Origin of the sequence: Paenibacillus alkaliterrae, from assembly GCF_021532375.1 — a bacterium.
In the GTDB taxonomy this organism is placed as follows: Bacteria; Bacillota; Bacilli; order Paenibacillales; family Paenibacillaceae; genus Pristimantibacillus; species Pristimantibacillus alkaliterrae.
On record NZ_JAKGAP010000016.1, the window covers coordinates 1 to 24,652 of the forward strand.

The 24,652-nt window shown below is 49.4% G+C and carries 19 protein-coding genes and 1 pseudogene; 8 read left to right on the forward strand and 12 right to left on the reverse strand.

Annotation, left to right across the window (positions count from 1 at the left end; genetic code table 11):
* Window positions 1-33: 33 nt before the first annotated feature.
* Window positions 34-402: an RNA-guided endonuclease InsQ/TnpB family protein gene (locus L1N85_RS08560; RefSeq protein ID WP_235237137.1), complete on the reverse strand. Its 369-nt coding sequence runs from the start codon at window positions 400-402 to the stop codon at window positions 34-36.
* Window positions 377-485: pseudogene (locus L1N85_RS28155) on the reverse strand (helix-turn-helix domain-containing protein); the annotation flags it as partial. The gene L1N85_RS08560 and the pseudogene L1N85_RS28155, both read right to left, overlap by 26 nt.
* 268 nt (window positions 486-753) lie before the next feature.
* On the opposite strand from L1N85_RS28155, the gene L1N85_RS08570 reads away from it, so the two are divergent.
* Entirely contained in the window at window positions 754-1,893 is a 1,140-nt protein-coding gene (locus tag L1N85_RS08570; protein WP_235237139.1) for a YfbR-like 5'-deoxynucleotidase, read from the forward strand.
* 28 nt (window positions 1,894-1,921) lie between these two features.
* On the opposite strand, the gene L1N85_RS08575 is transcribed toward L1N85_RS08570, so the two are convergent.
* The 9 genes from L1N85_RS08575 to L1N85_RS08615 all read right to left on the reverse strand — a co-directional run bounded on the left by L1N85_RS08575 (window position 1,922) and on the right by L1N85_RS08615 (window position 15,323).
* Complete coding sequence (locus L1N85_RS08575) at window positions 1,922-3,532, reverse strand: response regulator transcription factor (protein WP_235237222.1); 1,611 nt, start codon at window positions 3,530-3,532, stop codon at window positions 1,922-1,924.
* Window positions 3,532-5,340: a cache domain-containing sensor histidine kinase gene (locus L1N85_RS08580; protein WP_235237140.1), complete on the reverse strand. Its 1,809-nt coding sequence runs from the start codon at window positions 5,338-5,340 to the stop codon at window positions 3,532-3,534. The genes L1N85_RS08575 and L1N85_RS08580 overlap by 1 nt, the downstream gene beginning before the upstream one ends.
* A gap of 55 nt (window positions 5,341-5,395) precedes the next feature.
* Entirely contained in the window at window positions 5,396-6,244 is an 849-nt protein-coding gene (locus L1N85_RS08585) for a carbohydrate ABC transporter permease (protein ID WP_235237141.1), read from the reverse strand.
* Window positions 6,244-7,125 (reverse strand): carbohydrate ABC transporter permease, encoded by an 882-nt coding sequence (locus tag L1N85_RS08590; RefSeq protein ID WP_235237142.1) that lies wholly within the window; start codon window positions 7,123-7,125, stop codon window positions 6,244-6,246. The genes L1N85_RS08585 and L1N85_RS08590 overlap by 1 nt, the downstream gene beginning before the upstream one ends.
* A gap of 90 nt (window positions 7,126-7,215) precedes the next feature.
* Window positions 7,216-8,571, reverse strand: coding sequence for an extracellular solute-binding protein (locus tag L1N85_RS08595; RefSeq protein ID WP_235237143.1), 1,356 nt, complete (start codon window positions 8,569-8,571; stop codon window positions 7,216-7,218).
* Between the two features lie 196 nt (window positions 8,572-8,767).
* Window positions 8,768-8,959 carry a hypothetical protein gene (locus L1N85_RS08600; protein WP_235237144.1) on the reverse strand — a complete coding sequence of 64 codons (192 nt, stop codon included), beginning with the start codon at window positions 8,957-8,959 and terminating at the stop codon, window positions 8,768-8,770.
* Between the two features lie 9 nt (window positions 8,960-8,968).
* Window positions 8,969-11,872, reverse strand: coding sequence for a DEAD/DEAH box helicase (locus L1N85_RS08605; RefSeq protein ID WP_235237145.1), 2,904 nt, complete (start codon window positions 11,870-11,872; stop codon window positions 8,969-8,971).
* Complete coding sequence (locus L1N85_RS08610; protein WP_235237146.1) at window positions 11,869-13,467, reverse strand: SWIM zinc finger family protein; 1,599 nt, start codon at window positions 13,465-13,467, stop codon at window positions 11,869-11,871. The genes L1N85_RS08605 and L1N85_RS08610 overlap by 4 nt, the downstream gene beginning before the upstream one ends.
* Window positions 13,468-13,568: 101 nt before the next feature.
* A complete protein-coding gene (locus L1N85_RS08615) occupies window positions 13,569-15,323 on the reverse strand; it encodes a sensor histidine kinase (protein WP_235237147.1) in 1,755 nt (584 codons plus the stop codon).
* Between the two features lie 163 nt (window positions 15,324-15,486).
* Here L1N85_RS08615 and L1N85_RS08620 point away from each other — a divergent pair, with 163 nt between their 5' ends.
* From L1N85_RS08620 to ptsP, 6 genes are all read left to right on the forward strand, one after another.
* Window positions 15,487-17,061, forward strand: a complete 1,575-nt coding sequence (locus tag L1N85_RS08620; RefSeq protein WP_235237148.1) for a catalase — start codon at window positions 15,487-15,489, stop codon at window positions 17,059-17,061.
* 321 nt (window positions 17,062-17,382) lie between these two features.
* Window positions 17,383-17,943 (forward strand): PRD domain-containing protein, encoded by a 561-nt coding sequence (locus L1N85_RS08625; protein WP_235237149.1) that lies wholly within the window; start codon window positions 17,383-17,385, stop codon window positions 17,941-17,943.
* Between the two features lie 12 nt (window positions 17,944-17,955).
* A complete protein-coding gene (locus L1N85_RS08630; RefSeq protein ID WP_235237150.1) occupies window positions 17,956-18,456 on the forward strand; it encodes a PTS sugar transporter subunit IIA in 501 nt (166 codons plus the stop codon).
* Between the two features lie 43 nt (window positions 18,457-18,499).
* The gene (gene nagE, locus L1N85_RS08635) at window positions 18,500-19,951 is read left to right on the forward strand and encodes an N-acetylglucosamine-specific PTS transporter subunit IIBC (protein ID WP_235237151.1); all 1,452 of its coding nucleotides are present in this window, start codon (window positions 18,500-18,502) and stop codon (window positions 19,949-19,951) included.
* Between the two features lie 28 nt (window positions 19,952-19,979).
* On the forward strand, window positions 19,980-20,255 hold the full coding sequence (locus tag L1N85_RS08640) for an HPr family phosphocarrier protein (RefSeq protein WP_235237152.1): 276 nt from the start codon (window positions 19,980-19,982) through the stop codon (window positions 20,253-20,255).
* 2 nt (window positions 20,256-20,257) lie between these two features.
* A complete protein-coding gene (ptsP, locus tag L1N85_RS08645) occupies window positions 20,258-21,988 on the forward strand; it encodes a phosphoenolpyruvate--protein phosphotransferase (RefSeq protein WP_235237223.1) in 1,731 nt (576 codons plus the stop codon).
* A gap of 608 nt (window positions 21,989-22,596) precedes the next feature.
* Here the strand turns inward: ptsP and L1N85_RS08650 are convergent.
* On the reverse strand, window positions 22,597-23,421 hold the full coding sequence (locus L1N85_RS08650) for a phytanoyl-CoA dioxygenase family protein (protein WP_235237153.1): 825 nt from the start codon (window positions 23,419-23,421) through the stop codon (window positions 22,597-22,599).
* A gap of 219 nt (window positions 23,422-23,640) precedes the next feature.
* On the opposite strand from L1N85_RS08650, the gene L1N85_RS08655 reads away from it, so the two are divergent.
* Complete coding sequence (locus L1N85_RS08655; RefSeq protein ID WP_235237224.1) at window positions 23,641-24,471, forward strand: AraC family transcriptional regulator; 831 nt, start codon at window positions 23,641-23,643, stop codon at window positions 24,469-24,471.
* The last annotated feature ends 181 nt before the right edge of the window (window positions 24,472-24,652 follow it).

The following is a 24,652-nucleotide window of genomic DNA, read 5'->3' on the forward strand; positions in this document are numbered from 1 at the left end:
GCTCGAAGGAGTGACGCTATTTTGTCAACATGCTTAACGCCGCCGACTGCCCTTTTGACGGCGGGTTATGATTCGCTGCAAGCGGGCAAGCTGCTTCTCGCGCTTGTGCAGCCACTTGGGGTTCGCGATTGCGGGGCCGTCAGAGAGCACGGCAAACGTCTTGATGCCAAGATCGACGCCTACCGCACGATCGATTGGCGGCAGCGGCGTGACTTCTGCCTCACAGAGAATGCTTATGTAGTATTTTCTGCTCGGCGACATCCGCACGACAGCATTTATGATTCGCCCCTTAAGCTCGCGGCTGTTCGCATAGCGAACAAGGCCCAGCTTTGGCAGCTTGATATGCCTCTCTCCCACCGCAATGTTACCGTTCACGCATTTGTAGGAAATGGTTGAACACATATCTCGCGCACCCGATCGTTTTACGAATAAGCGTGGCTTGTTCATTAAGTAGGATATAGACGATAGCGATAAGCTTTATGCACATTGACCACTTAGGACGCCTCCTTGCAAAAAAAGAGTATGCGCTCATTGTACAAGAACATACGTTCTATTTCTAGAGAAAACGATTTATCCTCTCCCTAAAACGACTTCGTTTTTGAGGAAGAGGTCTTCTCGCTAGTGTTGATAAAATCGGTTATACGGCTGCGCTTTCGCTGCTTCATAATTCCTTTGGGTTATTTTTCTACAAAAACTTCTCACTGTCCAGTATAGTAATTAAGCCTTATAATGACATAGACAGGGAGTGAAACGATGAAAAACGGGAAATTTACCAGCACGATCATCCGCATGCAATATGTGCCCCGGTGGAGCGAATATGCTCCCCGCTTCGAGGATAATGCCGCAAGTCACAGCTTCAGATGCGCGGCGCTGTCCATATTGATCGGGATCATCGAGGAAAAGGCGTTCAAGCAGCCGGTTGACAAGTTATCTCTGCTGGCCAGATGCCTCTGGGCCGACCTGAAAAATACGGGAACAGGCTCGATTAAACATGTGACCAAAAAAGAATCGCTCGTTATGGATCATATACGCGACTATGAGACGGAGCTGAGCAAGGAAATCGTATCGTATCTCTCAAAATCGCTGCAGCCCCACGTTTACGATTACATCGTGAATGCTCAGGATCATACTCCGGTAGGGCGATTGGTTGACGCCATTGATACGCTGGATGCATTCCTCTATTGCCATAGAGAGTCTCTTTGCGATACTAACCCGTTCTTCCATACCAAGCATCAGGAGCTTAAACAGCAATTGCTGAACGCAGAGCTGCCGGCGATCGGCTGGTTCCTGAAGGAATACGACAAGCAAGAAGGGTTTTATGAATTTATACAATACATCATGAATCTGGATACAGTAAAGCGGTGGAATGGCAACTACAATCTGGTTCCCGATAATGATGCGACGCATTCCTTCCGGGTCGCCTCGCTCGCTTTGTTCAATGGCTTGCTTGAGATCGAACGCTTCGGCAACAAGAGCATCGATTTATATAAGCTGCTGGCAAGAGCCGTTCTTCACGATTTACCAGAGGCGTTGTCCGGCGATGTCGTAACCAACTTCAAGCATAACAATGCCGATATTAAACGGGCCTTCGAGCAGTACGAGCGGGAGACGGCGCAGCTTATGATCGACAAGCTGCCTGCCTTTTTTCATCAGGACCTTACTGATTTTATTGTGCACAGCAAAACCGGCGATTACGAAGGAGAAATGGTGGATGTTGCCGACAAGCTGGATGCCTTAATTAAAGCCAGCCTTGAAATGCGCAACAATCCTCATTATGCCGATACCTACTACAACCAGCTCGTCAAAATCCAGCATCGCTACGAAAACCCCTGCGTCATTTTCTTCCTTGCTTACATTCTTCATGATTTGACCTACTCGAATTTGATCGGTTAATAAAAGGAAAGCCTCCTTCCTATTGCGATTAGGAAGGAGGCTGGCATTTGCTGCGGTAATCGGTTGGCTTATCCCCTGTGTACTTCATGAATACTTTCGTAAAATAACGCCGCTCCGCATACCCGACTTCCTTCGCGATTTGAGCAACGCTCTTCAGAGAAGTCGCCAGCATCGCCTTTGCCCGCTCCATCCGCTGTCTGGTTATATACTCGATAAAGGTTTCTCCGAACGTTTGCTTAAACAGCAAGCTGAAATACGAGGTGCTTAAGCTCACATGCGACGCCGTTTCCTCCACGCTAAGATCCCGATATAGATTTCGATCGAGATACGCCTTCGCCTCTATCATGGAGCGCTCCGATTGCTTCTTCTTATCCATTGATTTCTCCGCTACTGTATTCGTGACCTGACGAATAACGGATAGCAGATCCTTAATGCCGAAGCGGCTGTCAAGCCTGCGCCAAAGCATCTCCTCCTGTTCCTTGGAGAATGCCCTCATCTCCTTCATTTCCCGCATCAAATGCAAAACAAAAAAATGTAGCAGCGGCTTCACCCGGTTAAGCGACGGTTCATTCATTTGCTGCAGCTGCTTCGTGATGCTATGGAGCTCGATGTCAACGGCCAGCGTATCGCCGTTCTTGACAGCTCCAACGATTTTTTCGGCGGTATCCCAAAATGCTTGATCTGCTTGAGATGTTTTCAGCCGCTCCGATGGATACACGGCTATGTTATCGTGAACAGGCGTCAGCTGCATGCCTTGCTGTACCTGTTTGTATGCGGCGGCTAAATTGCTGACCGAAACGAATTCACGGTAAATGCCGGCGAATAAAGACAGCTTTACATGATTTTTGACCTCGGTTAGCAATGATGTCGTCCATTCCTGAATAAGCAAAATATCGAAGGCTGCCGTTTTATCCATTTCAAGGAGTACACACCATTCACCGTCACGTATTTGAATAACGGCATGATGATGACCATTTTGCATCAGCTTCTCGCGAAGTACGTTGCAAACGGCAAAATTCCAGAGCTTTCGCTCTTTATCCGACCAGTCGCGCCAATCCTTCGTTTTCTCGGAGCTGACGTCCAGGTCAAGTACAATGAAGACGAACTGCTGTTCCTTAAGCTGCTGTTCATCTCCGGTAAGCAGCCAGTTAGCGCCGGATACCTCGGTGTAGTCCATTATAATGTCATACAATATTTTTTCGCTTGCCAAATTAATCATGCGCCCCAGCTTCTGCTTCTCCTCTTGCAGGAGCTTCTGCTTACTGCGCTGATTAACCATAATCCGCGCGATGACGCCGGTCAGCTCATCATAAGGAATTGGCTTCAGTACGTAATCCTTTACGCCATATTGAATCGCCGCCCGCGTGTACGTGAAATCCTGGTAGCCCGAAAGCATAATGATATCACAAGAAAGTCCCTTATCCCGAATGTGACGCACAAGCTCCAAGCCATCCATGACCGGCATGCGAATATCGCATAGCAACAGGTCAAAGCTGATCTGGTCCATAAGCTCAAGCGCTTCAACGCCGTTTTTGGCCACGCCTGCAACGGTAAGTCCTAACATTTCCCAGGGAATAACCTTCTCCAGGTTTCTCGTAATATGCGCTTCATCGTCGACTAGGAGAACATTGCCGGCCATCACCCTTCACCTCTGCTTTTTGGAATGACACATCGTATAACCGTTCCGCTGCCCTCTTGACTGCAAATCATCATTCTGTATACGAGGCCGTAATGGATGCGAAGCCGGTCGGCAACGTTACGAAGGCCAAGGCCTCTTCGTTCTCCAAGCTCCGCCTCCGCCTTGTGCTTGCTGGAAGGGTTTGAGCCCGTCGCAAGTCTGCTAAGCACGTCTTCATTCATGCCATTGCCGTTATCCCGGACCATGATGACAATTTGCTGCGGTTCGACGGTTACATCGATCGAAATTTCCCCTTCTCCATCCGCATAACCGTCAAAGCCATGCTGGATGCTGTTTTCCACGAGAGGCTGAAGCGTAAGCTTCAAGATTGTATAATCCAGCGCTTCCGCCTGGACAGTCAATTCATAGGAAAAAAGCTCTTCAAAACGGTACTTTTGAATTTCCAGATAGCTCCGAACATGCTCGATTTCTTGACTAATCCTAATTTCTTCGGAATGATGCATGCTTGTACGGAGCAGGTTGCTTAACCTGCGTACCATCAGCATAATTTTTCCGCCTTCGTTTTGCGCGGCAAGCGCATTAATCGATTCCAGCGTGTTAAATAGGAAATGCGGCTTGATCTGCGCCTGCATCAGCATCATCTCCGCATGCTGCTTGCGCGCCTGCTCTCTGCGCACATCGCTGAGCAGATTGCCGATTCGCTCGACCATGCTATTGAAGCTGTTTGCGAGCAGCACGGTTTCATCCTTGCCCTGGGCGGTAACGCGGATATCCAGCAGCCCTTGCTCGACCAGCTTCATTTTGCGGACGACCTTAATAATCGATTTCGCTACGCGGTTGACGAAGAATACGTTAAACAGAACCGCCGAGAGAAGTCCAAGTACCGTAATCATCCCGATCCATTGCACGAATCTGACGTTCTCGTTCGTGAGCGCGTTCCATGATTTCACCGATATGAGCACCCAGCCGTTGCGATCTAATTGATAGGAGGAAACGAGGCTGTCGACATCGCTGAATCTCTCGCGCGAGCTGGCGTAGCTAACCGTTTCCTGCGGAAGCGAATCGGTATATTCATTGATATTCAGCCCTTCAATTTCCTTGCGGCTATCCAATAAAATAAGCCCTGATTTATTTACGATCACGTAACGCGTTTCCTCGCCGTCCGCCTTCGGATTTTGGAAAGCATTCAGCATGCTGTATACCTCTTCCGTCTTGTACTGCGTGACCATAACGCCCAAATCGTTAAAGGTCTCGATATCCTTTACCAGCCTGAGTTGCGTGAACAGCGGCGGCTCGACGCCGGTCAGCTCCCTTTGCTCATAAGGCCCGATCCACAGCGGCCGCCCGCCAAGCTTCATCACGTCATTATATAGGGAGTGCTGCTGCAGCAGATCAAAGGAGATCGGCTTGAATGTTGTCGGGTCGTTGCGGAAGGTTCGGAACATCGTTCCGTCCTTCGCGTAAAGCACGACGAAGCTGACTGAGGGATGCTGGAACAGGATCCGGTTCATTTCCTTTTCCGCTTGATTGATTTTGATTATGGTACTCGCATCGCTAGAAGAATAGGTGCTGTATTTAAGCGTATCCTGGACTTCGGGACTCGTCAGGTTGCCATCCGAGAGCTGATCCAGCTCCCGAAAGAAATACCGGATATTGCCTCCGATCGCCTTGAGCGAAATTTCGGTCTGCTGGCTGTATTTTTTTTCAAGCAGCGTCTCCGAATGAAGAAACGAAAATAGGCCTAACCCAATCATGGGGATGATGATGAGCAGGATAAAGGCGAGCATCAGCTTCGGTCTCAAGTTCAAAGGATAAATCCCCTTCCGGCGTATGGTCTCCCGGCAATCGCCCTCGCGCGGGCCCTTACCCTTTAACGCTGCCTGCCGTCATCCCTTCAATGATTTGCCGCTGAAGGAAAACGTATATGGCCAGCACGGGAACAATGCTGATGATGACAGCGGCGGACAGCGACGCGAAGTTGGTGCGATAGCCGTCGTTGAAAGTCGCCATGCCGGTAGGCAGCGTTTTGAGAGACTCGGATGTAATGAAAAGCTGGGATAAAATATATTCGTTCCAGTTTCCGATAAAATTCAATATAAATACCGTAACAAGCGCCGGCAGCGAGATCGGTACGATGACGCGGAAGAAAAGGCCGGATGCTCCGAGCCCATCGATAATACCCGCTTCCTCGAGCTCGTTCGGAATGGATAACATAAAGGCATAAATAATAAATACGGTAATGGGCAACGCATAAGTGCAGTATACCAAAATAAGCGACCAATGCGTATCGTAAAGCGGATGTCCGAACACTTCGATGCCCTGGATCAATCGGTACAATGGAATAAACAAAGCTCCCGGAGGAACGATCAGGCCGAGCAAGATGAATTGATAGACCGCTTTGTTCGATCTTTTAAACTTCATGCGGGAAATGGCAAATGAGGTCATAGCTGCGAACAACAGGGTGAGCACGCAAGCCGCAATGGTCACATAGGCGCTGTTCAGCGCATATTTGCCGATATTAGCGGTTTCCCAAGCCGCGATATAGTTATCGAAGCTGAAGCTGGTTGGCAGCCCCCAGGTGTTCGCCGTAATTTCACGATTCGTCTTGAAGGATGACAGGAACAGCCATACGAGAGGGAAGAGCAATACGACGACATAGCCAAGCAGAAAAAGATGCATCCACCACTGTCCGTTACGTAAACGCGCTGTCATTAGTACTGCACCTCCTCGCGCTTCGTGATGCGCTGCAATAGTCCGGTAAGAACAAGGATGATCATAAACATCGCGACGCCGATCGCGCTTCCATAGCCCAGCTCCATTGAGCGGAAGCCTACTTTAAGCATATAGGTCGACATGACCTCGGTCGATTGAAAGGGACCGCCGTTCGTCATAATTTGGACGATATCGAGCACCTTCATCGTTCCAGAAACGGTTAGAAGAAGCATAACGAACAACACTGGCCTGACGAGAGGCAGCGTAATCGCCCAAGTCTCCTGCCAGCCGTTTACGCCGTCGATCTTGGAAGCCTCCACGATTTCCTTCGGAATGTTCAGAATAGCGGCCAGGCACAATACGATGAAGAAGCCGATATTTTGCCAAGCGTTCGCGATCAGGATGGACAGCATCGCCAGCTTAGGATCGGACAGCCATTCCCGCGCCCAAGCCTCTGGCGCAACAAGTCGAATAAATTGATTAATCATGCCCGAGTCATAGTTGTATAACACGCCGAACAATATAGCTACCGTCGCAGTCGATATGACGACCGGTACGAACACGGACGATTTGTAAAAGTCACGCATGCGTCTAACCTTGCTGATTATAATCGAAATCAGGAAGACGAGCGGAATATTCACGATTAAGGAAAACGCCATAAAATAGAAGTTGTTCACTAAAGCCTTGCGAAACACCTCATCCTCCCACAGACGAGTAAAATTGTCGATGCCGATAAACATCTTGTCCGTTATGCCATCCCATTGAAAGAAGCCGTAATAAAACGATACGATAACCGGATAAACGAAAAAAACAGCGTATAAAGCAAGCGTCGGAATAATGAACGCGATATAGGTGATTGGATTTTTGAGCGCTTTGTTCATGGCTTCCCCCTCCTTCTCTGGTGAAAGAGGGTGTCCTTCTGAAAGGAAGGACACCCTCTCGTCCATCAGTATCGATTGTAATGTCAGCTCTTATTGAGCGGCGTTCGCTGTTTCTTGAGCCGCTTGAATTTTCGCCGCTACCTTATCAGGTGTGCTTACTTTACCGATCAGCTCTTGGATGCCGACGCCGATTTCAGCGGTTACGGCCGGCTGCGTGATCGAATCGAATGCAGGCCATGATGTCGAAGCGTTAGCCATGACGGTCAGAACCTCAGAGATCAGAGGATCTACGCCGGACAAATCAGACAGTTTCATGGAAGGCAGCAATTTGTCTTCAACCAACGTGCGTTTTTGAATTTCTTCATTAAAGAAGTTGGCGATGAATTTTTTCACGCCGGCAAGCTGGTCCTCGCTTAGATTAGCCGAGAAGCCGAAGCCGTTCGAGTAAGAAGCGTTGATCGAAGATTGGTCGCCCGCTCCGCCAGCGATCGACGGGAATGCGAAGTAACCGATTTGTCCCTTCAGTTCGCCTGCTTCGTCGCTTGTAAAGCGGTTAGCGTCCCATGAGCCTGTGAATACCATGGCCGCTTTGCCGGATAGCAATTGCGCCCCTTGATCTGCGTAAGCAAGCCCTAGCGCGCCTTTCGTGAAGTAATCCTTGTTAACGAGATCGGCATAAGCCGTGAAGCCTTTGATGAAGTTTTCATCCGTCCATTTTGCTTCGCCCGTTACAACCTTGTCAAGTGCGTCCATGCCAACGTTTCGCTCCATGACGGTGTTCCACATCATGCCGTTAACCCATGCGTCTTTGGCGGCAAGGCCGAATGGCGTGTAGCCGGCAGCTTTGATTTTCTCAGATATGTCTAGCAATTGCTCCCACGTTGCAGGAATCGATAAACCAAGCTCGGAAAATATTTTCTTGTTGTAGAAAATCGCCTCGCTGTAGCCGCCGAAAGGCAAACCGTATACTTTGCCGTCGATCGTAAACTCGGACAGGCTTGCGAATTTATCTTTGATTCCAAGCTCATCAATGATCGGTGTCAGGTCAAGCATATGTCCCGCTTTTACGTATAGCTTTAAATCCGCGCCGCCGAATACTTCGAAAATATCCGGAGGATTGCCGGCAGCCATTTCAGCCTTCAGCTTTTGATCCCGGTTGACGATCTCGTCGATGCCCTCCAGCTTGAACGTCAAGCCTTTGTTTTCCTCTTGCGTTTTTGCAACGACATCCTCTAAAATTTTCAAGCGGGTTTTGCTCGTTTCTTTAATTTGCGTATGGCGAAGAGACAGCGAAACCTCTTTTGCTTCCTCGGCAGGCGCTGCAGGTTTGTCTGTGCCTTCGGCGCCCGTACTGCCGGGCGGTTCAGAGCTATTCGAGCCGCAAGCCGAAACGACGAGCAAGATGGATACCATAAGAGCAGCGATCAGTGTGAAACTTTTTTTCATTGTGTGTAGACCTCCTTGTTTATAATGTTGCTTGTTTGCCTCGCATCCTAATTATAGTCTGCACCGTTTATGCAAAAGGAGGTCCAAAATACGACGAGTTAGGGATACAATTCTCTTATTTCCGGAGACAGGGGGAAATTTTTATAGCCCGCCGGGACATTATTCCCGACGGGCTGTATCATAAACATTAACGTGATTAATAACGCATATCCATTGTTATTTCTTTAATGATCTCATAAAACCGCCGCCATTCCTGATTGGCATCGTCCAACTGGCGGTTTGCTGCCGCTTTTCCGTTTGAATCATCCGGGCTTTCTTGCGAAGCTTTGCTTGCGGCGTTCATGGGCTGCCATTTTGCTTGCTTGACTTGCAGGCTGTCTCCTGACATTTATCCACCTCATCCCTTTAACCAGCTTTTCCTTAATGAAAAAAGCTCTCTCAGATCATCCGTAGACATTTCGGTTATCCATTGCTCCGACTGTCCGACGACCTGATCGTTCAACGATTGCTTCCGATCAATCATTTCATCGATCTTCTCCTCAAGCGTGCCCAGCGTTATGAATTTATGCACCTGTACCTTCTTCGTCTGGCCGATCCGAAACGCCCGGTCCGTCGCCTGGTTTTCAACCGCCGGATTCCACCAGCGGTCGAAATGGAAAACATGATTCGCGGCAGTCAGGTTAAGTCCCGTTCCGCCTGCCTTCAAGGAAAGCACGAACGCGCAGCACGGCTCCTCCGTATCCTGAAACCGGTCGATCATCTCATCCCGCTTCGCCTTCGGCACGCTGCCATGCAGATATGGAACGGGCAAGCCAAGCTTCTGTTCAAGCAGCTTTTGCAGTTGATGCCCCATCTCTATATATTGCGTGAAGATGAGACAGCGTTCCCCCTCCGCAGCAATTTCTTCGCACATTTCAAGCAGCCGCTCCACCTTATTGGAGCGCTCAATTTCCCATAAATCCGCTCTAACCTCGCCTGCCAACAGAGACGGATGATCGCATAGCTGTTTCAGCTTTGTCAGCGCCGCAAGAATAAGGCCTCTACGCTGCATGGGACCGAGCTTATCCAGATTATCGAGCAGATCGGCCACTACATTTTCGTACATGGCCCCCTGCTCCGCCGTTAACGTCATATAGGTTTTCGATTCATATTTATCCGGCAGCGACAGCTGAATGGACGGGTCCTTCTTTATTCTTCTGAGCATAAACGGCTTAACCCAGCGCTGAAGACCCGCGATCAAGCTCTCATCGCGCGTTTTCTCGATCGGAGTTACGATCGCCTGCCGGAATTCATTCAAATGGCCCAAGTAGCCGGGATTAATGAAATCATAGATGGACCAAAGCTCTGTCAGACGATTCTCCATCGGCGTTCCCGTTAATGCTATACGATGGTTCGCGGGTAAGCGGCGGATCGCGGCCGACTGCTTCGTATACACATTTTTAATGTTCTGGGCCTCATCGAGACAAAGCGCGTCCCAATCGACCAAGCTCAATTCCTCTTCGTCCAGCTGCGCCAAAGCGTATGAGGTAATGACTAAATCCGCTTCCTGCACGGCCTCCCGAAACGCCTCGCCTTTATCCCTCCGATTCCCGTAATGCAGCATGATGCGAAGCGAGGGAGCGAACCGCTCCAGCTCCTTCTCCCAGTTGCCGATGACGGATGTCGGACATATGAGAAGAGATGGACCGTCAGACTGAAGCTTGCGCTCCTTTATATAAACCAAATAGGCCATGAACTGAATCGTTTTGCCTAATCCCATATCATCAGCCAGTACCCCGCCGAGACCGAATCTTCTTAAAAACAGCAGCCATGATACGCCCTGCAGCTGATAGGGGCGCAGTTCGCCGAGAAACTGCTCCGGCACTTCCGCCAGGGGAATCTGAGAGGTTTGCTGCAGCTGCTCAAGCCATGAGGCCAAATGCTCGTTCAACTCCACTTCAGCCCGCAAATCCGACACCAGCCCGCCATCGTCTGTCAGAGGGCTTCCTCCGCGGAGATGCATCTCCAGCACATCGCGGAACGACAGCCCCTTGCGCTTGCCCATTCGCTTCAGCCATTGCTTGATTTGGGTAACGTCCTGCGGGTCCAAATGCACCCATTCGCCTCCAACGTTGAACAGACGCCGGTTTTGCTCCGCAAGCTGGAGAAACTCCGCTTCCGATAAATCGACGTTCCCTAGTGCAAGCTTCCAATCGAATTGAACAATCTGATCGAGACCGAACATCGGCTGAGCAGCCGAACCGACCGAAGATTTCATCTTCGCCTTTAAACGCAGCTTGCGGGAGCGGACCGCCTCCCACCAGCCAGGCAGCAGAACGGGGCAGCCGGACTCCAGCAAGCGAACGCTCGATTCCTCGAGAAATTGCCAGGCTTCGTTGTCCGTCAGTTGCTCTCTAAGCATCCCTTCCTCAGCCGGATCTTGCCACTCGGGCAGGGCAGCCGTCCATTTCAGCTGCTCCTTCGCCAGCTTAGCATCGAGATACGGCAGCCATTCTGCGGGAATTGCCCGCACCTCCCGAGCAGCCGGCTCCCAGCCATTCTCCCCGGCCTTTCGTTGAATCGGAAGCCATGCACCGCCCTCGCGATGCTGCAGCACAGGACGAAGCTGCCACCCTGCAGATTCATTCGGCTCAACGAGCTGTATGGCAACGCGGAATGGAAGCGTATCTTTGCGAAGTCCGATCGCGATCATCCAGTCTTCCTCATCGGACGATTTCCTTCTTAATACCGCTTCCCCGGAAGCCAGGCCGATCGCGCGCCATGCCTGCCCGGCCGGCTCATGCTCCCCGATCATTTGCTCAATCGCGCCGCTTAGCCACTCATCAATCCCTTTATCGCCATGTTCTATGGCTGCTTGCATCGTTTCCTTCCATTGCCGCTGGAGTTCCTCCTCCTGCTCCGGGATCGCGAGCCGCCAGCTGCGCCGTTCGTCCGTCCACCTGTTCCAATCAGGAGAAAACCAACCGTTCAATAAAGCATAGCGGATATGATCGGCCATTTTCATCAGCGTCTTGAGACGCTCGGTCCACTCTAATTGAAGCAGCCGTACATGCATAGGCGAGGATAAATAATCAACCGCCAGCAAAGGCGGCACTTTCAGCAGCTTTCGGTCACCCAAGCTGATCTCTTCAATTTCAGCTCCGTACCAGGAGGCCTTATGCCATGCAAATAATAGAGGGCGCAGCCTTCCTTCTGCCGCGTCCTTCCGGTCGACTGCGCCTATCAATACGGAAGCGCCGCTCTCATCCACATGCCAAAATCCATCTATCACCATTTTTCGCGCGCCAATGTAAGTCCTCATGTAACAATTTTCCCTTTCCACAGCTCTTCCTGGAACGCCCTTAGGCGCTGATGCTTATGAACAAGCGCCGCAATATACTGCTCCCATCTCGGAGCATCCTTGTCGGTTTTATATAATCGTTCCAGCTTCTTCAGCTGTTTTACAGCCATGCGGTAGCCCTGGCGGTTGCGGGTTTGTATCCAAGACTCCACGGATTGATGGTACAGCGGCATTAAAGCTCTCGGTGCTTGCTTGGCAATTTCGCGCAAGGCGGGAGCGCCGACATCCTCCGGCCGCGAGCCGATCAAGAGCTGAAGATCCGCCCACTCGTCATAGCGCTTCTGGTCAAGCCAGTGATCGGACAATTCCGAATACGAGTGCGGCAGCAGCTGCGTCATATAATCCGTCCATATCGTCAAGTCGGGACGATCCAGATCCGCCCTTCGGCATAAGGTAACGAACGGCCCTACCGTACGGCCATTTTTCACCTTATACACGCGCTCGAACAAGAAGCTCATCCAAAGCTCCACGAGCTCCCATTTTTCTTCTTCCATTCGCTGTGCCGCGCAAGGATACATAACCCGTTGCGAACGTTCAAAGCTCGTCATGGCAAAATGCTTTATAGCCAGCATATCCTGCATATCAAGAAAGTACATCATCCCGATTGCGGTATGCAGAAATGCGGAATTTGCGCTATCCTCCTCTTCGCTGCCCGCGAGCTTCAGCAAGGAGTTTAACTCGCTTTCATACCAGCTGCGGCTTTCCGAGAGCTTCTCGCACAGCGCCAAATACATATAGCCCCAATCAAAAAGCTGCTGCTCCGCATTCGATGCACGCCTCTTAACATGCGCTACGATCGCTTCGGTCCAAGCTGCCTCCGAAGGCTCCATCGCTTCGGGCGTCAGCTCCGACACTAATGTATTCAAATGCTCCACCCACGGCTCCGCCATGCGAATAAAGGACATTTCATGATAATATCTGCTGAACGAGTCGACCGTCGTAATGGCATGTTCTGCTTGTTCTAATACAAACACGATTGCCGTTGACCAATGAAGCCGCTGCAGCGGCTTCTCCCAATCCCTAGACAACCCTTTCAGCGAGGACAGCACAGGCTGCAGCGCATGAAGGGAATGACGGCATTTCCGCCAAACATCGCCATGCTCAGCCTCCATCCATTCCAACCACTCCGCGGCGCTCGCCAGCTCTCCCGGCGGGTGCAGCGTTTCGATAACCGGCCGTTCGCGTTCAGGCTGATTCCCAAGCAACGTGCTGGCGGATTTAAGCCCCAGCAATCGAAAATAAGCCCGTTCCGCTTGCTCATGTCCAACTTCCTGCTGGCTATATTGAAAATATACAGCGGCCATATGCTTGCAAAATCCGTTAACCGGGCAAGTGCATGAGCTGTATCGAAATTGTCCCGCATCAAGGATGACCGCATAAAGATCCGAGCCCTGAACGACGCCATATACATTATCATGGCCTCCAGCATTAGCACTATTAACATGACCATCCAAATAATACTGCCAGCCGCGCTTCATTACCGCAATGGATCCATGATCATTCAACTGCTGCGCGAGAGCCGCTTCCAGCTTTTCACTGAGGCGCATTTCAGACATTCACCCGCTTCCTTTCCGTTCATCTGCATTCCTTTTATTATAACAAAAAAAACGCCGTGCCGACGAATGGAATTCGCAGTTCAGCATGGCGCGTTCTTTTCTTATAACGGAATTTTCAAAATAAACGTTAATTTCCCGTTCGGTTCAGCTTTAACGTACACATCGCCTTTGTATTTCTCGACGATCGACTTCACAATCGAAAGGCCCAGGCCTTGATGATCCAGCTCCTTAGTCGAATAACCAGCTTCGAAGATCGGCTTCAATATAGTCTCTTCCGCCTGCTCGCATGTGTTGGTGATCGTAAATTCAAGATGATCTGCCGTTTGCTTGCCGACAAGCGTAACATGGCGTCGATCCTCCGAATATTTGAGCACCTCGTCGAACGCATTGTCGATCAAATTGCCGAGCATGCGATTGACATCAAGCGTCTTTACTCCCATCTCCTGCATGTTTAAGCCTGTGAACGAGCAGCTAAATTGAATTCTATAGCTTTCGGCCTGTGAAATCTTCGATCTTACAAGGGCAGCGATTGCCGGGTTGCCGATATTAATGATGTCATTCATCAATCGAATGTCACCGGTCAGCTCCTTCGTGTATGCAACAAGTTCCTTGGATTTCTCCAGCTCGGCAAGGGAATGGATCGTCTGGACGTGATTGACGAAATCATGGCGCTGAGCCCTGATGGATTGGAACAATTGATTTATTTCTTCAACATACGTTTCCTGCGTCACTTTCACGGCCTTATCTCGGGATTGCCTGTAATATCTCATAGCTGCGACTGCAATTAAGAGACTTAAACTTGTCAAAACAATAATGATTAAGCCAAGGTTTAAAAACTGAGAATCCAATTTTTCTTGAATGATGTGATAATCCGACGTCAGCATCAGCACATAGCTGTCCATAGGCTTTCCGTCTCTGTTCGTAATGTTAATCCCATTATCGTCTGTAAACACCGGAATGAACATTTTAAAAATTTCTTTACCGTTAATGTTTTCTTTTGCGGTAACGGTTTGCTTCGTCAAATAGGCCTTCTGCACCCATTCCGTATCCTTCTCGGACTTAATCGTATAGGAGCCGTAGAATATCGGTTCCTGCACCTTATGTCCTTGCACGTCGCCGTTAGGATGAATCGTATTGATGCCATCGGGAAACGTCTCCGGATTAATAAAAGCAATTTCCATCAGCGAATCGCTGCTTTGCACCGAGCTTTCGATCATGCGGTGTACGCCCGTTGCACGCTCATATTCCTCTTGACGTTCATAGCCGACGTAAGGGTCAGTAATGTAATTTGTCGTCCCGTCGTAATAGTAGCCCCATTTATTCACTTGATCCAGGCTGGTGGAGGAAACCTCGAACGGGCCGCTCCAAAAATTCGGTAGCGTTTGTCCCAACCAATCTACCGATGCGGTTTTCTCCTCGAACAGCTGATTGAAAACTTCGTACCATGGCTTCCAGCCCTTAGTGCTTTCCCCCAGCTGCGATTTATCGGATGATTTATACAGCACGATATCATCGGGCAGCTTCTTCAGAAGCGTAATATGACTGACCCCCAGCTTCTGGCTTAGCTCGACCAACTGCTCGTTCGTTACCTTCTCCACGTCAGGATCAAGCGCATATTGCGCCGCTATTGAAGCCATACGCAGCTCCCGCCCAATCTGATCCTGGAATAATGCCGCGCCTTGGCGAGATTGCTCAAGCGATACTTCCAACCGTTTGGCATGGGTAAGAAGCTCTTCATTGAAAGATCTCTCAAGCGTACTTTTCGTAAGAAAATAATAAGCTGTGTTGTTTAATAAAATGAGTACGACGATAACACTGATCGCCATTAGCCAAATATTGCGCTGCATGTCCCGCATCTTGCCCTTCTCTCTATTATGGTTCTATCATACCATAAACCATCTGATTGATGACCAGATATCGCTAATAATTCCGTTTCTATGATTTGAATAATAAGTGGAAATAAGAATCATAATAGTCGCGTGCACGCCTGTATACATGATAACAGAGGAGACTTGAGCTGTGACAACAAATGAAACGACTGATCAAACCCTAACCAACCGGCAAGGTCACCCGGTCACCGATAATCAAAATATTCGGACGATCGGTAACCGCGGTCCATCTACGCTCGAAAATTATCACTTTATCGAGAAAATATCCCATTTTGACCGAGAACGCGTTCCCGAACGAGTCGTGCATGGCAGAGGAGCAGGAGCACACGGATATTTCGAAGCTTACGGCAAGCTGGGTGATGAGCCTATAGCTAAGTATACGCGCGCGCGGCTGTTTCAAGAAGCAGGCAAGCAGACGCCTGTATTCGTTCGCTTCTCCAGCGTTATTCATGGCGGCCATTCACCGGAAACGCTTCGCGATCCGCGCGGCTTCGCTACGAAGTTTTATACGGAGGACGGTAATTGGGATTTAGTGGGGAACAATCTGAAAATATTTTTTATTCGCGACGCGATGAAATTTCCGGACATGGTCCATGCTTTTAAGCCTGATCCCGTCACTAACGTCCAGAGCATGGAGCGCTTCTTCGACTTTGTTTCCCAGTCGCCTGAAGCTACCCATATGATTACATTCTTGTTCTCGCCATGGGGGATTCCCGCTAACTACAGACAGATGCAAGGCTCAGGCGTCAATACATATAAATGGGTGAATAAAGAAGGAAAGGCCGTCCTGGTGAAATACCATTGGGAGCCGCTCCAGGGCATTCGCAACTTAACGCAAGCCGAAGCCGAGCAGCTTCAAGGCAAAAACTTCAATCACGCAACGCAGGATTTATACGAAGCGATAGAGCGCGGGGAATATCCCGCCTGGGAGCTTCAAGTGCAGTGGATGAGCGACGATGCGCATGACGAGCTTGATTTCGACCCGCTCGATGACACAAAACTATGGGATCCTGAACAGTTTCCAATGCTTCCGGTTGGCAAGATGGTTTTAAACAAAAATCCGGAAAACTACTTCGCCGAAGTGGAGCAGGCTGCCTTCGGAACCGGCGTATTGGTCGACGGGCTCGATTTCTCGGACGATAAAATGCTGCAAGGCCGCACATTCTCTTATTCAGATACGCAGCGCTACCGCGTCGGCACCAATTATCTTCAATTGCCGATTAACGCGCCTAAGAAGCAGGTCGCTACCAATCAACGCGACGGACAAATGGCATTCCGCATCGACATTGCAACGGGTCAAAATCCGCATGTCAATTACGAGCCGTCTACGATGGGCGGCTTAAGGGAGGCCGATCGTCCCGGCGAGCCGCATGAGCCTGCCTATTCAGCTAAGCTGATACGCGAGCCGATCGACCGGCAAAACAATTTCAAACAAGCAGGCGAAACATACCGCAAATTCGAGCAATGGGAGCGCGACGAGCTCATCGATAATTTGGTAGGCGCGCTTAGCACCTGCAGCAGCGTCATCCGCGATACTATGATCAAGCACTTTACCGAAGCGGATGCCGATTACGGAAAACGCATTGCGGATGGACTAAAGCAAGCCGATCTGCATGATACGGAAAGCCGCCACGTCGGTACGGACCCTGCGAACGAAGGTTTGGAGCTTGCCGAGGAGCTTGGACATTCAACCGACGGTTACTAATTCCTGAGCAGACTGTCATGTATGAACAGTCTGCTCAGCTTTCCCATCCGGTCGCATTCCTCTATTTTTCATAAATTTTCTTGAGTACCACCTCTTGACGAAAGCGCTTTAAATTAATATGATGTAAATGTTCGAAAAAATGATTTTAAAAATCATTTATAAGTTGTTCAGAATCATCCATATACGCTTGGCGTGTTACTCCGAATACGAGGCATGAGCCAAGAAAAGATTACCTTCTAAGTTTATTGATAGAAGGGTTATCTTTTCTTGGCTCTTTTTTTGCCTATTGGGCAACTTAATGTCAAAGGAGGGATTTCGAGTATGGCTCGCGCATTTCGGGTAGAACGTACGATCGGCAATAACGTACTATTGACGGTCGATCAGCAAACCGAAACCGAATATGTCATCTTCGGCAAAGGCATCGGCTTCTCGCTCAAGGCAGGCGAAACCATCGATAGTACGGACAAGCGCATCGAGAAACGGTTTCGGCTCGACGATACCGAGCAAATGAAGAAATATCATTTTTATTTAGAGGAAATCGATCCCTCCGTCATTCGGATTACGGAACGAATCGCCGCTTACATCAAGCTAAAGACGGACGTTGACGTGAACCCGAAGCTATATTTAGCATTGCCGAGCCACATCCAATTTGCCGTTTACCGGCTGCGTCAAGGTATGGATATTGTCAATCCCTTTCTAGACGAAACGAAACAGAGCTTTCCCGTGGAATATGAAATTGCGGCCACATTAGCCGAATGGATAAGCGAGCAATTTCATATTGCCATTCCAGAGGCTGAAATCGGTTTTTTAGCCTTCCATGTCTACTCCGGCATACACAATGTACCGGTAGGTCAAATCGTAAAACAAGCTGAACAACAATAGGAGGACTGCAGCATGCTGTCAAAGCTATTCGGAAAAACAAAATCAAAAACGATTGAAATTTTAGCCCCTTTATCTGGTGAGGTTCTAGCGTTAACCGCTGTACCGGACGAAGCCTTTGCAGGCAAGCATATGGGTGACGGTATCGCCATCGAGCCAAGCGAAGGGAAAATTGTCGCGCCCTTCGATGGAACCGTTGCTCATCTCATTCATACGAATCATGCCATTATCGTAGAGCATAATTCAGGCTTACAGCTGCTTATTCATATCGGAATTAATACGGTAGCTTTAAACGGGAACGGCTTCCGAGCTCATGTAAGCTCAGGGGATTCCTTTCAAGCGGGCGATATCCTTATTGAATTTGATCGCGCCGTCATTGAAGCCGCAGGCTGTCCCTCCATCACGCCGATCGTCATTGCGAATGAGGACGAAGTAAAGCAGCTAGAGCATATCGTCTCCAGCGGCAGCGTCACCGCAGGCGCCGAAGCCGTTCTGCGAGCGGAAATGAATGAATAATTAACATAGGTTTATCATGGACCAGAAAAGAGGATGATCGATTATGCTAGCCTTCCTGCAAAAAATAGGTAAAGCTTTAATGCTTCCGGTTGCCGCGCTTCCTGCGGCTTCCATCCTGCTCCGTTTTGGCAATATTGATTATGTGAAGGATATTCATCTAGGCGGCGCAGGTGAATTTATCAATCAATATATCGCACCGTTTCTGGCCGCCGGCGGATCCGCCATTTTTGACCACCTGGCTCTTATCTTCGCCGTTGGCGTAGCTATCGGGCTTGCCGGGGATGCCGTTGCGGCGCTTGCCGCCGTCATCGCTTACCAAGTGCTTATTACCGTTCAGCTTAAGGTGCCCCTCGTCTTTAGCGGGATCGTCGGCGAAGGCGTTGTGCTTAACATGGGCGTTCTAGGCGGCATTATTGCCGGACTTATCTCCGCTTTCCTATACAAACGCTATCATACGATCAAGCTTCCCGATTGGCTTGGCTTCTTCAGCGGCAAGCGGTTCGTACCGATTATAACTTCACTTGTCATGGTTATCGTTGCTTTGCTGCTCGGGCTTATCTGGGGCCCCGTGCAAAGCGCACTGGATACGTTCGGCCGCTGGGTCGTCGGCTTCGGAGGCATAAGCTCCTTCGTATTCCTAACGGCGAATCGGCTGCTCATTCCGACGGGTCTGCATCATGTAATCAACTCCATCGCCTGGTTCCAAATCGGAGATTACACGGATGCCGCAGGAAAAGTGGTGCACGGAGATTTGACACGGTTTTTCGCCGGAGACAAGACGGCGGGCATGTTCATGACCGGCTTCTTCCCGATCATGATGTTCGCCCTGCCGGCGGGAGCGCTTGCTATCATCCACACGGCGCGCAAAGAAAAACGGAAGCTGGTCGCCTCCATCTTCATCGGCACGGCATTCGCCTCCTTCTTGACCGGTATTACGGAGCCGCTTGAGTTTGCTTTTATGTTCGTTGCGCCTTTCCTATTCGTCATTCATGCTTTGCTGACAGGATTGTCCGGCTTCATTCTTTATGAGCTGGATGTCAAGCATGGCTTTGGCTTCTCGGCAGGCTTTATTGATTATGCCGTAAACTATCAGCTGGCGACGAACCCGCTGATCATCATTCCGGTAGGTCTTGCTTTCGCATTGTTTTACTATTTCTTGTTTCGCTTTCTCATCGTCAAACTCAATCTCAAAACGCCAGGCCGCGAGGATGAAACCGCAGAGGCGGAGAATGATGAAAAAACGTCTGCCTCCTCAGCTGGAAGCGGCAAAGTTGAAAACGTGCTTCAGGCGCTTGGCGGGTCGCAGAACATCGTTTCGCTTGACGCATGCATTACTCGCTTGCGCTTAGTCGTAAAGGACGAAACGGTTGTTAATGATACATTGCTTAAGGGATTGGGAGCCGCAGGCATCATTCGATTAGGCAAAGGCGCCGTTCAGGTTATTTTCGGAACGCAATCCGAGCAATTAAAGGATGAAATCAAAAAAATACTGTAACGATACAGAAAACAGGAGTGAAAAACCGATGCAAAACAGCTATGTCATACAAAATCCATTCGGTATACACGCAAGACCGGCACGGAAAATCGTAGAGGCTGCTAAAGCCTCCAAGGAAAGTGTAACCCTTGTAAAGGATGGAAAAAGCTTTAACGCGAAGAGTCTTGTTCATGTCATCTCGGTTGGCGCAAAATTCGGCGACAGCATTACGGTGAATGCCGATGGCGAGCAGGCGGAAGACGTCATTGCAGCTATCGGAGCGATTCTTACAGCTGTGGAACAGCATGCGGAAAAGGAGCAATAATGATGATGCTTCAAGGTATTGCCGCATCGCCTGGTTATGCGATCGGCAGAGCAAAGGTGTTATCAACGAAAGCACTGGAAATAGATAAAATTAAATTGGACTCCCATCTGCTGGATGAAGAGGTTGCCCGATTCGAAGCTGCGGTTGCTGCTGCCCGCATCGAGCTTGAAGCCGTACTCTCCAAGCTCGTCGCGCAAAATAAAGAGCATGAAGCCGAAATCTTTGAAGCGCATGTTATGCTGCTTGAGGATGAAGAGCTTATCGATCGTTCGAAAGAGCTTATAAAAGAGGAGCAGTTGAATGCGGAATATGCTTTCTACTCCACCTCAGAGGATATTGCAGGGTTGATCAGCGGGCTTGACGATCCTTACCTTCGCGAGCGCGCCGCAGATATTCGCGACGTAAGCCTCCGCGTTTTGAATAAGCTTCGGGGTGTTGCATCGGCTTCACTTGATGATGCAAGCCAGCCTATCGTGTTATTTGCCGATGATTTAGCACCGTCGGATACCGCTCAGCTTGATCCCGGCAAGGTCATCGGCTTCGCGACCAAGGCAGGCGGGCGCACATCCCACTCGGCTATCATCGCCCGCTCCATTGGCATACCCGCAATAGTCGGTATCGGTGCCGCGTTGGATATTTCTGTGAAAGACGGTCAAACAGTCATCATTGACGGATCGGAAGGTCATGTATACATTGATCCGGATGAAGCAACTCTTGCCCGTTATAGACAGATGCAGCAAGAACAGCTCAAGCGGCAAGAACAATATCAAACCTATTTGAACCAGCCCTCAATGAGTGCAGATGGCGTACAAGTAGAGCTCGTTGCCAATATCGGTTCCGTGAAGGATGCCGAACAAGCAGCGGCCTCGGGAGCAGAAGGCATCGGCTTGTTCCGCACCGAGTTTCTATACATGGACGCAGAGGAGCTTCCTTCGGAGGAGATGCAATTTGACGCCTACCGGAAGGTTGCCGAAGCATTCGGTCCCGAGACGCCTATCGTCATTCGCACATCCGATATCGGCGGTGATAAAGAGCTTGCCTATTTGAACCTGCCGAAGGAGGACAATCCCTTCCTTGGCTACCGCGCCATTCGTATTTGCCTGGATCGGGCCGATATGTTCAAAACGCAGCTGCGGGCGATTTTACGGGCAAGCGCCTTTGGTAATTTGAAGGTGATGTTTCCGATGGTCGCGACGCTTGGCGAATGGCGCCAAGCAAAGTCGATTCTGGATGAGGCAAAACAGGAGCTTACCGAGGCGGGCATAGCCTTGAATCGCAATATCGAAGCCGGCATTATGATCGAAATTCCGGCAGCCGCCATCCTTGCGGACAAATTCGCGAAGGAAGTCGATTTCTTCAGCATCGGAACAAATGATCTGGTCCAGTACACGATGGCTGCTGATCGCATGAATCCTAAGCTGGGTTATTTGAACGATCCTCTCCACCCTGCTGTTTTGCAGCTCATCGACCGTGTCATCGCTGCCGCTCATGCTAATGGCAAATGGGTCGGCATGTGCGGCGAAATGGCCGGACAGAAGCACGCGCTTCCGATTCTGCTCGGCCTTGGGTTGGACGAATTCAGCATGAGCGCCAGCGCCGTATTGCCTGCGCGCGCTTTGCTTGCCAAGCTTTCCAAGCAGAATATGAAGGCTATTGCGCAAGCGGCGCTAGAGCTAGGATCGGCTGAAGAGGTTCGTGCTTATATTGAAGAGCATGTGAGTGAAATCCATTAAGAGTTGCGCTCCTTTTAGACGAGGTTGACGAAAATCATTAAGGCAACAAATGTGAAGGGGTTGTCCCATAAGGTTATAACCTTGAGGGACAGGCCCTTACTGATAGATCTAACATAATCGATCATAATCACAATTCCATTTGCCGAAAAACTCGCGCGCATTCAATATTGAACGATATACTGAACCAAGGAAATCATCAATATAAATCATGACATCTCGGATATAGATCTAGAAACTAGATCTAATTCCCTCAAACTAACCAATCTTGCCGAAATAGATCTAGATACTAGATCTAATATTTCCGTATCTCCCTCAACTGGCCTCAAGCGGGCCGCAGCTCCGGATATAGATCCAGAAACTATACAAGTTGAACTGTTTGCTTATATATTTTCCCTTTAAAATAGCCTTCGGAAACAAAAAAGCTTCGAACCAAACAGCATAGGTGATTATCCCAGCAGTTCAGGCGGTGCTTCATCCAAAAAGACTTAAAGTGCTTATTCACAGCAAGTTGGCATCGTGGTATCATTCTCTGCGTCTTGCTTGTATAATGTTTCTTTATCTGCGTTGTTCACACAAAGGAAAAGCACTCCACAAGGCTCTCCTTGTCCTTATTTAAAGTGACCCCGCGGCTTTTTACCGCTCCACCTTTCGTCCACCTTCTCGTTTGCCGATTGGTATCTCGCATCTACGCTGATCCGATACTGGTTCGTTGTATTCTCGAGCGAACAATGAAGCAAATACATGCCGAAAATGAGAACATCTCCAGCTTGAAACGCCGTTGTCGCCCACTTGCCGCCGAATTTTTCCGTAATCACAAGCGGATCATCTGTATAATGGCCAATAGCGTCCCGGTCTGAATCCTTTGTGCCGTAAGAGCGTTTTAATTCTTCAAACCGGTGCGAACCGAGACAGATGGCAAGTCCGCCCATCTCGAGCGGAACATCCCCTATAGGAGACCATACGGTGTAAACGTTCTGTGTGCCCCTCCCCATATACACGATGTCATAGTGAGCCCCTGTGAAATCTCCCTTTCCAACAGCTCTGAGCCATTTATATTGGTAAGTGAGAGAATGCTCGCGAAGGTAGTCATCGAAGAAGCGCATCACATGCTCCCCGTTCAACACATTAAGCAATTCAGGCAAATCCTCATTCGTACCGCCCATAAAAATACTTTTGCTGCCATCGGCCATGACTCCTTCCTCAAGCAGCGTATCCCGAGCGATCTTCCCATTCCTGTCCATTTTCTCCAAAATAGTCATTCTGGCACGAAGCACCTGTTCCCGGTCATGAAACCCGCGAATCAGCAAGTACCCGTCATCCACCATCCGCTGTTGCAGCGCCGCCATATCATGCAATATATCGTTTGAACTTCTTAGTTCCGTTAAGTTCGGACCATTCATCTCTAATTCACGACTGCCTACTTTGACCATCATTGCGCAAACACTCCTCTGCTAGTTTATCACCAAGCCATTTTCGATTTGCTTGCTGTCTATATGTTGAGTGTAGGTTAAATCAATGCGTTCATCCATGGATGGCCGTATTTATTTCATGTATAATCGTACATCATTTGAATTAAAATTATTTATAATACCTAAGTTTTGATGTATATTATAACAAATCAAATGTTTGGAAGGCGGAGTTCGGTGTCTTACATGGATATCCCTTACGGGTTAGGAGAAAAGTCGGTTGTCCCCCTTTGCAAATTTATATCCATTTGGAAAGTGCAAGCAAACGACGCATACCAAGTAAGCAAAGGAGAGGGGTTCAATGCCCCAGGCCTGTTCATCACCTATAAAGGAAAAGGAACCCTTTCTCAATCAACAGACCGACATGAACTGCACGCAGGTACATATTTTTTCGTTCAGGAGGCTGTTCCGTCCACCTATAGATGTCAAAATGATGATTGGAAGTTTTATTTTCTTGACTTCAGCAGCCTGGACATGGCCCGTTTTCTCCAGCTTCCCGTCTGTGAGGTCGTTTCAACGGGTAAACTGGCTGAGGCCATTCAACTATGCGAGCGAATGATCGACAACCTGATCGCACAGCCGACCGGATACGCTTATTCCGCCAACATATTGCTGCAGGAAGTACTGCTCCTCTTCGCGCGGGAACAGACGGTTGCGGACAATTTTCGTCATACGGAGTTGAACAAGATCCTTATCTATATGCATAAAAATATTGACAAGCCGTTCCGGGCCGAAGAACTCGTGCAAAAAAGCGGCTTGTCCCGCACGTCCTTCTTTACCCGTTTTCGCTCCATTACCGGGCTGTCCCCAAGCAGCTATATGTTAAAGCTAAAGCTAGAGTCGGCAAAAGCATCTCTCGAGACGACAAACTTGTCGGTTAAGGAAATCGCATCTGGCCTGCATTTTTATGATGAATTTCACTTTTCCAAGCTGTTTAAGAGAAGCTACGGCCTGTCCCCAAGCGCATTTCGCCGCCTGAAAGATTCCGGAAAGCTTCCACCGGAGTTGTTTTCTTAGGAACAATTGATTTTGAAATACCAAAATCGCTCACCCGCCGGCATTGCCGACGAATAGGCGATTGCTGCTGGTCATGAGGTCGCTTGCCTGTCGCTTTGGGCGAATAGCGATTTTTCATTAACGATGCCATCTGTGAAAGATCGATGGAAGTGATCCAGAATATCTGGTCAGCAAGGAAGTC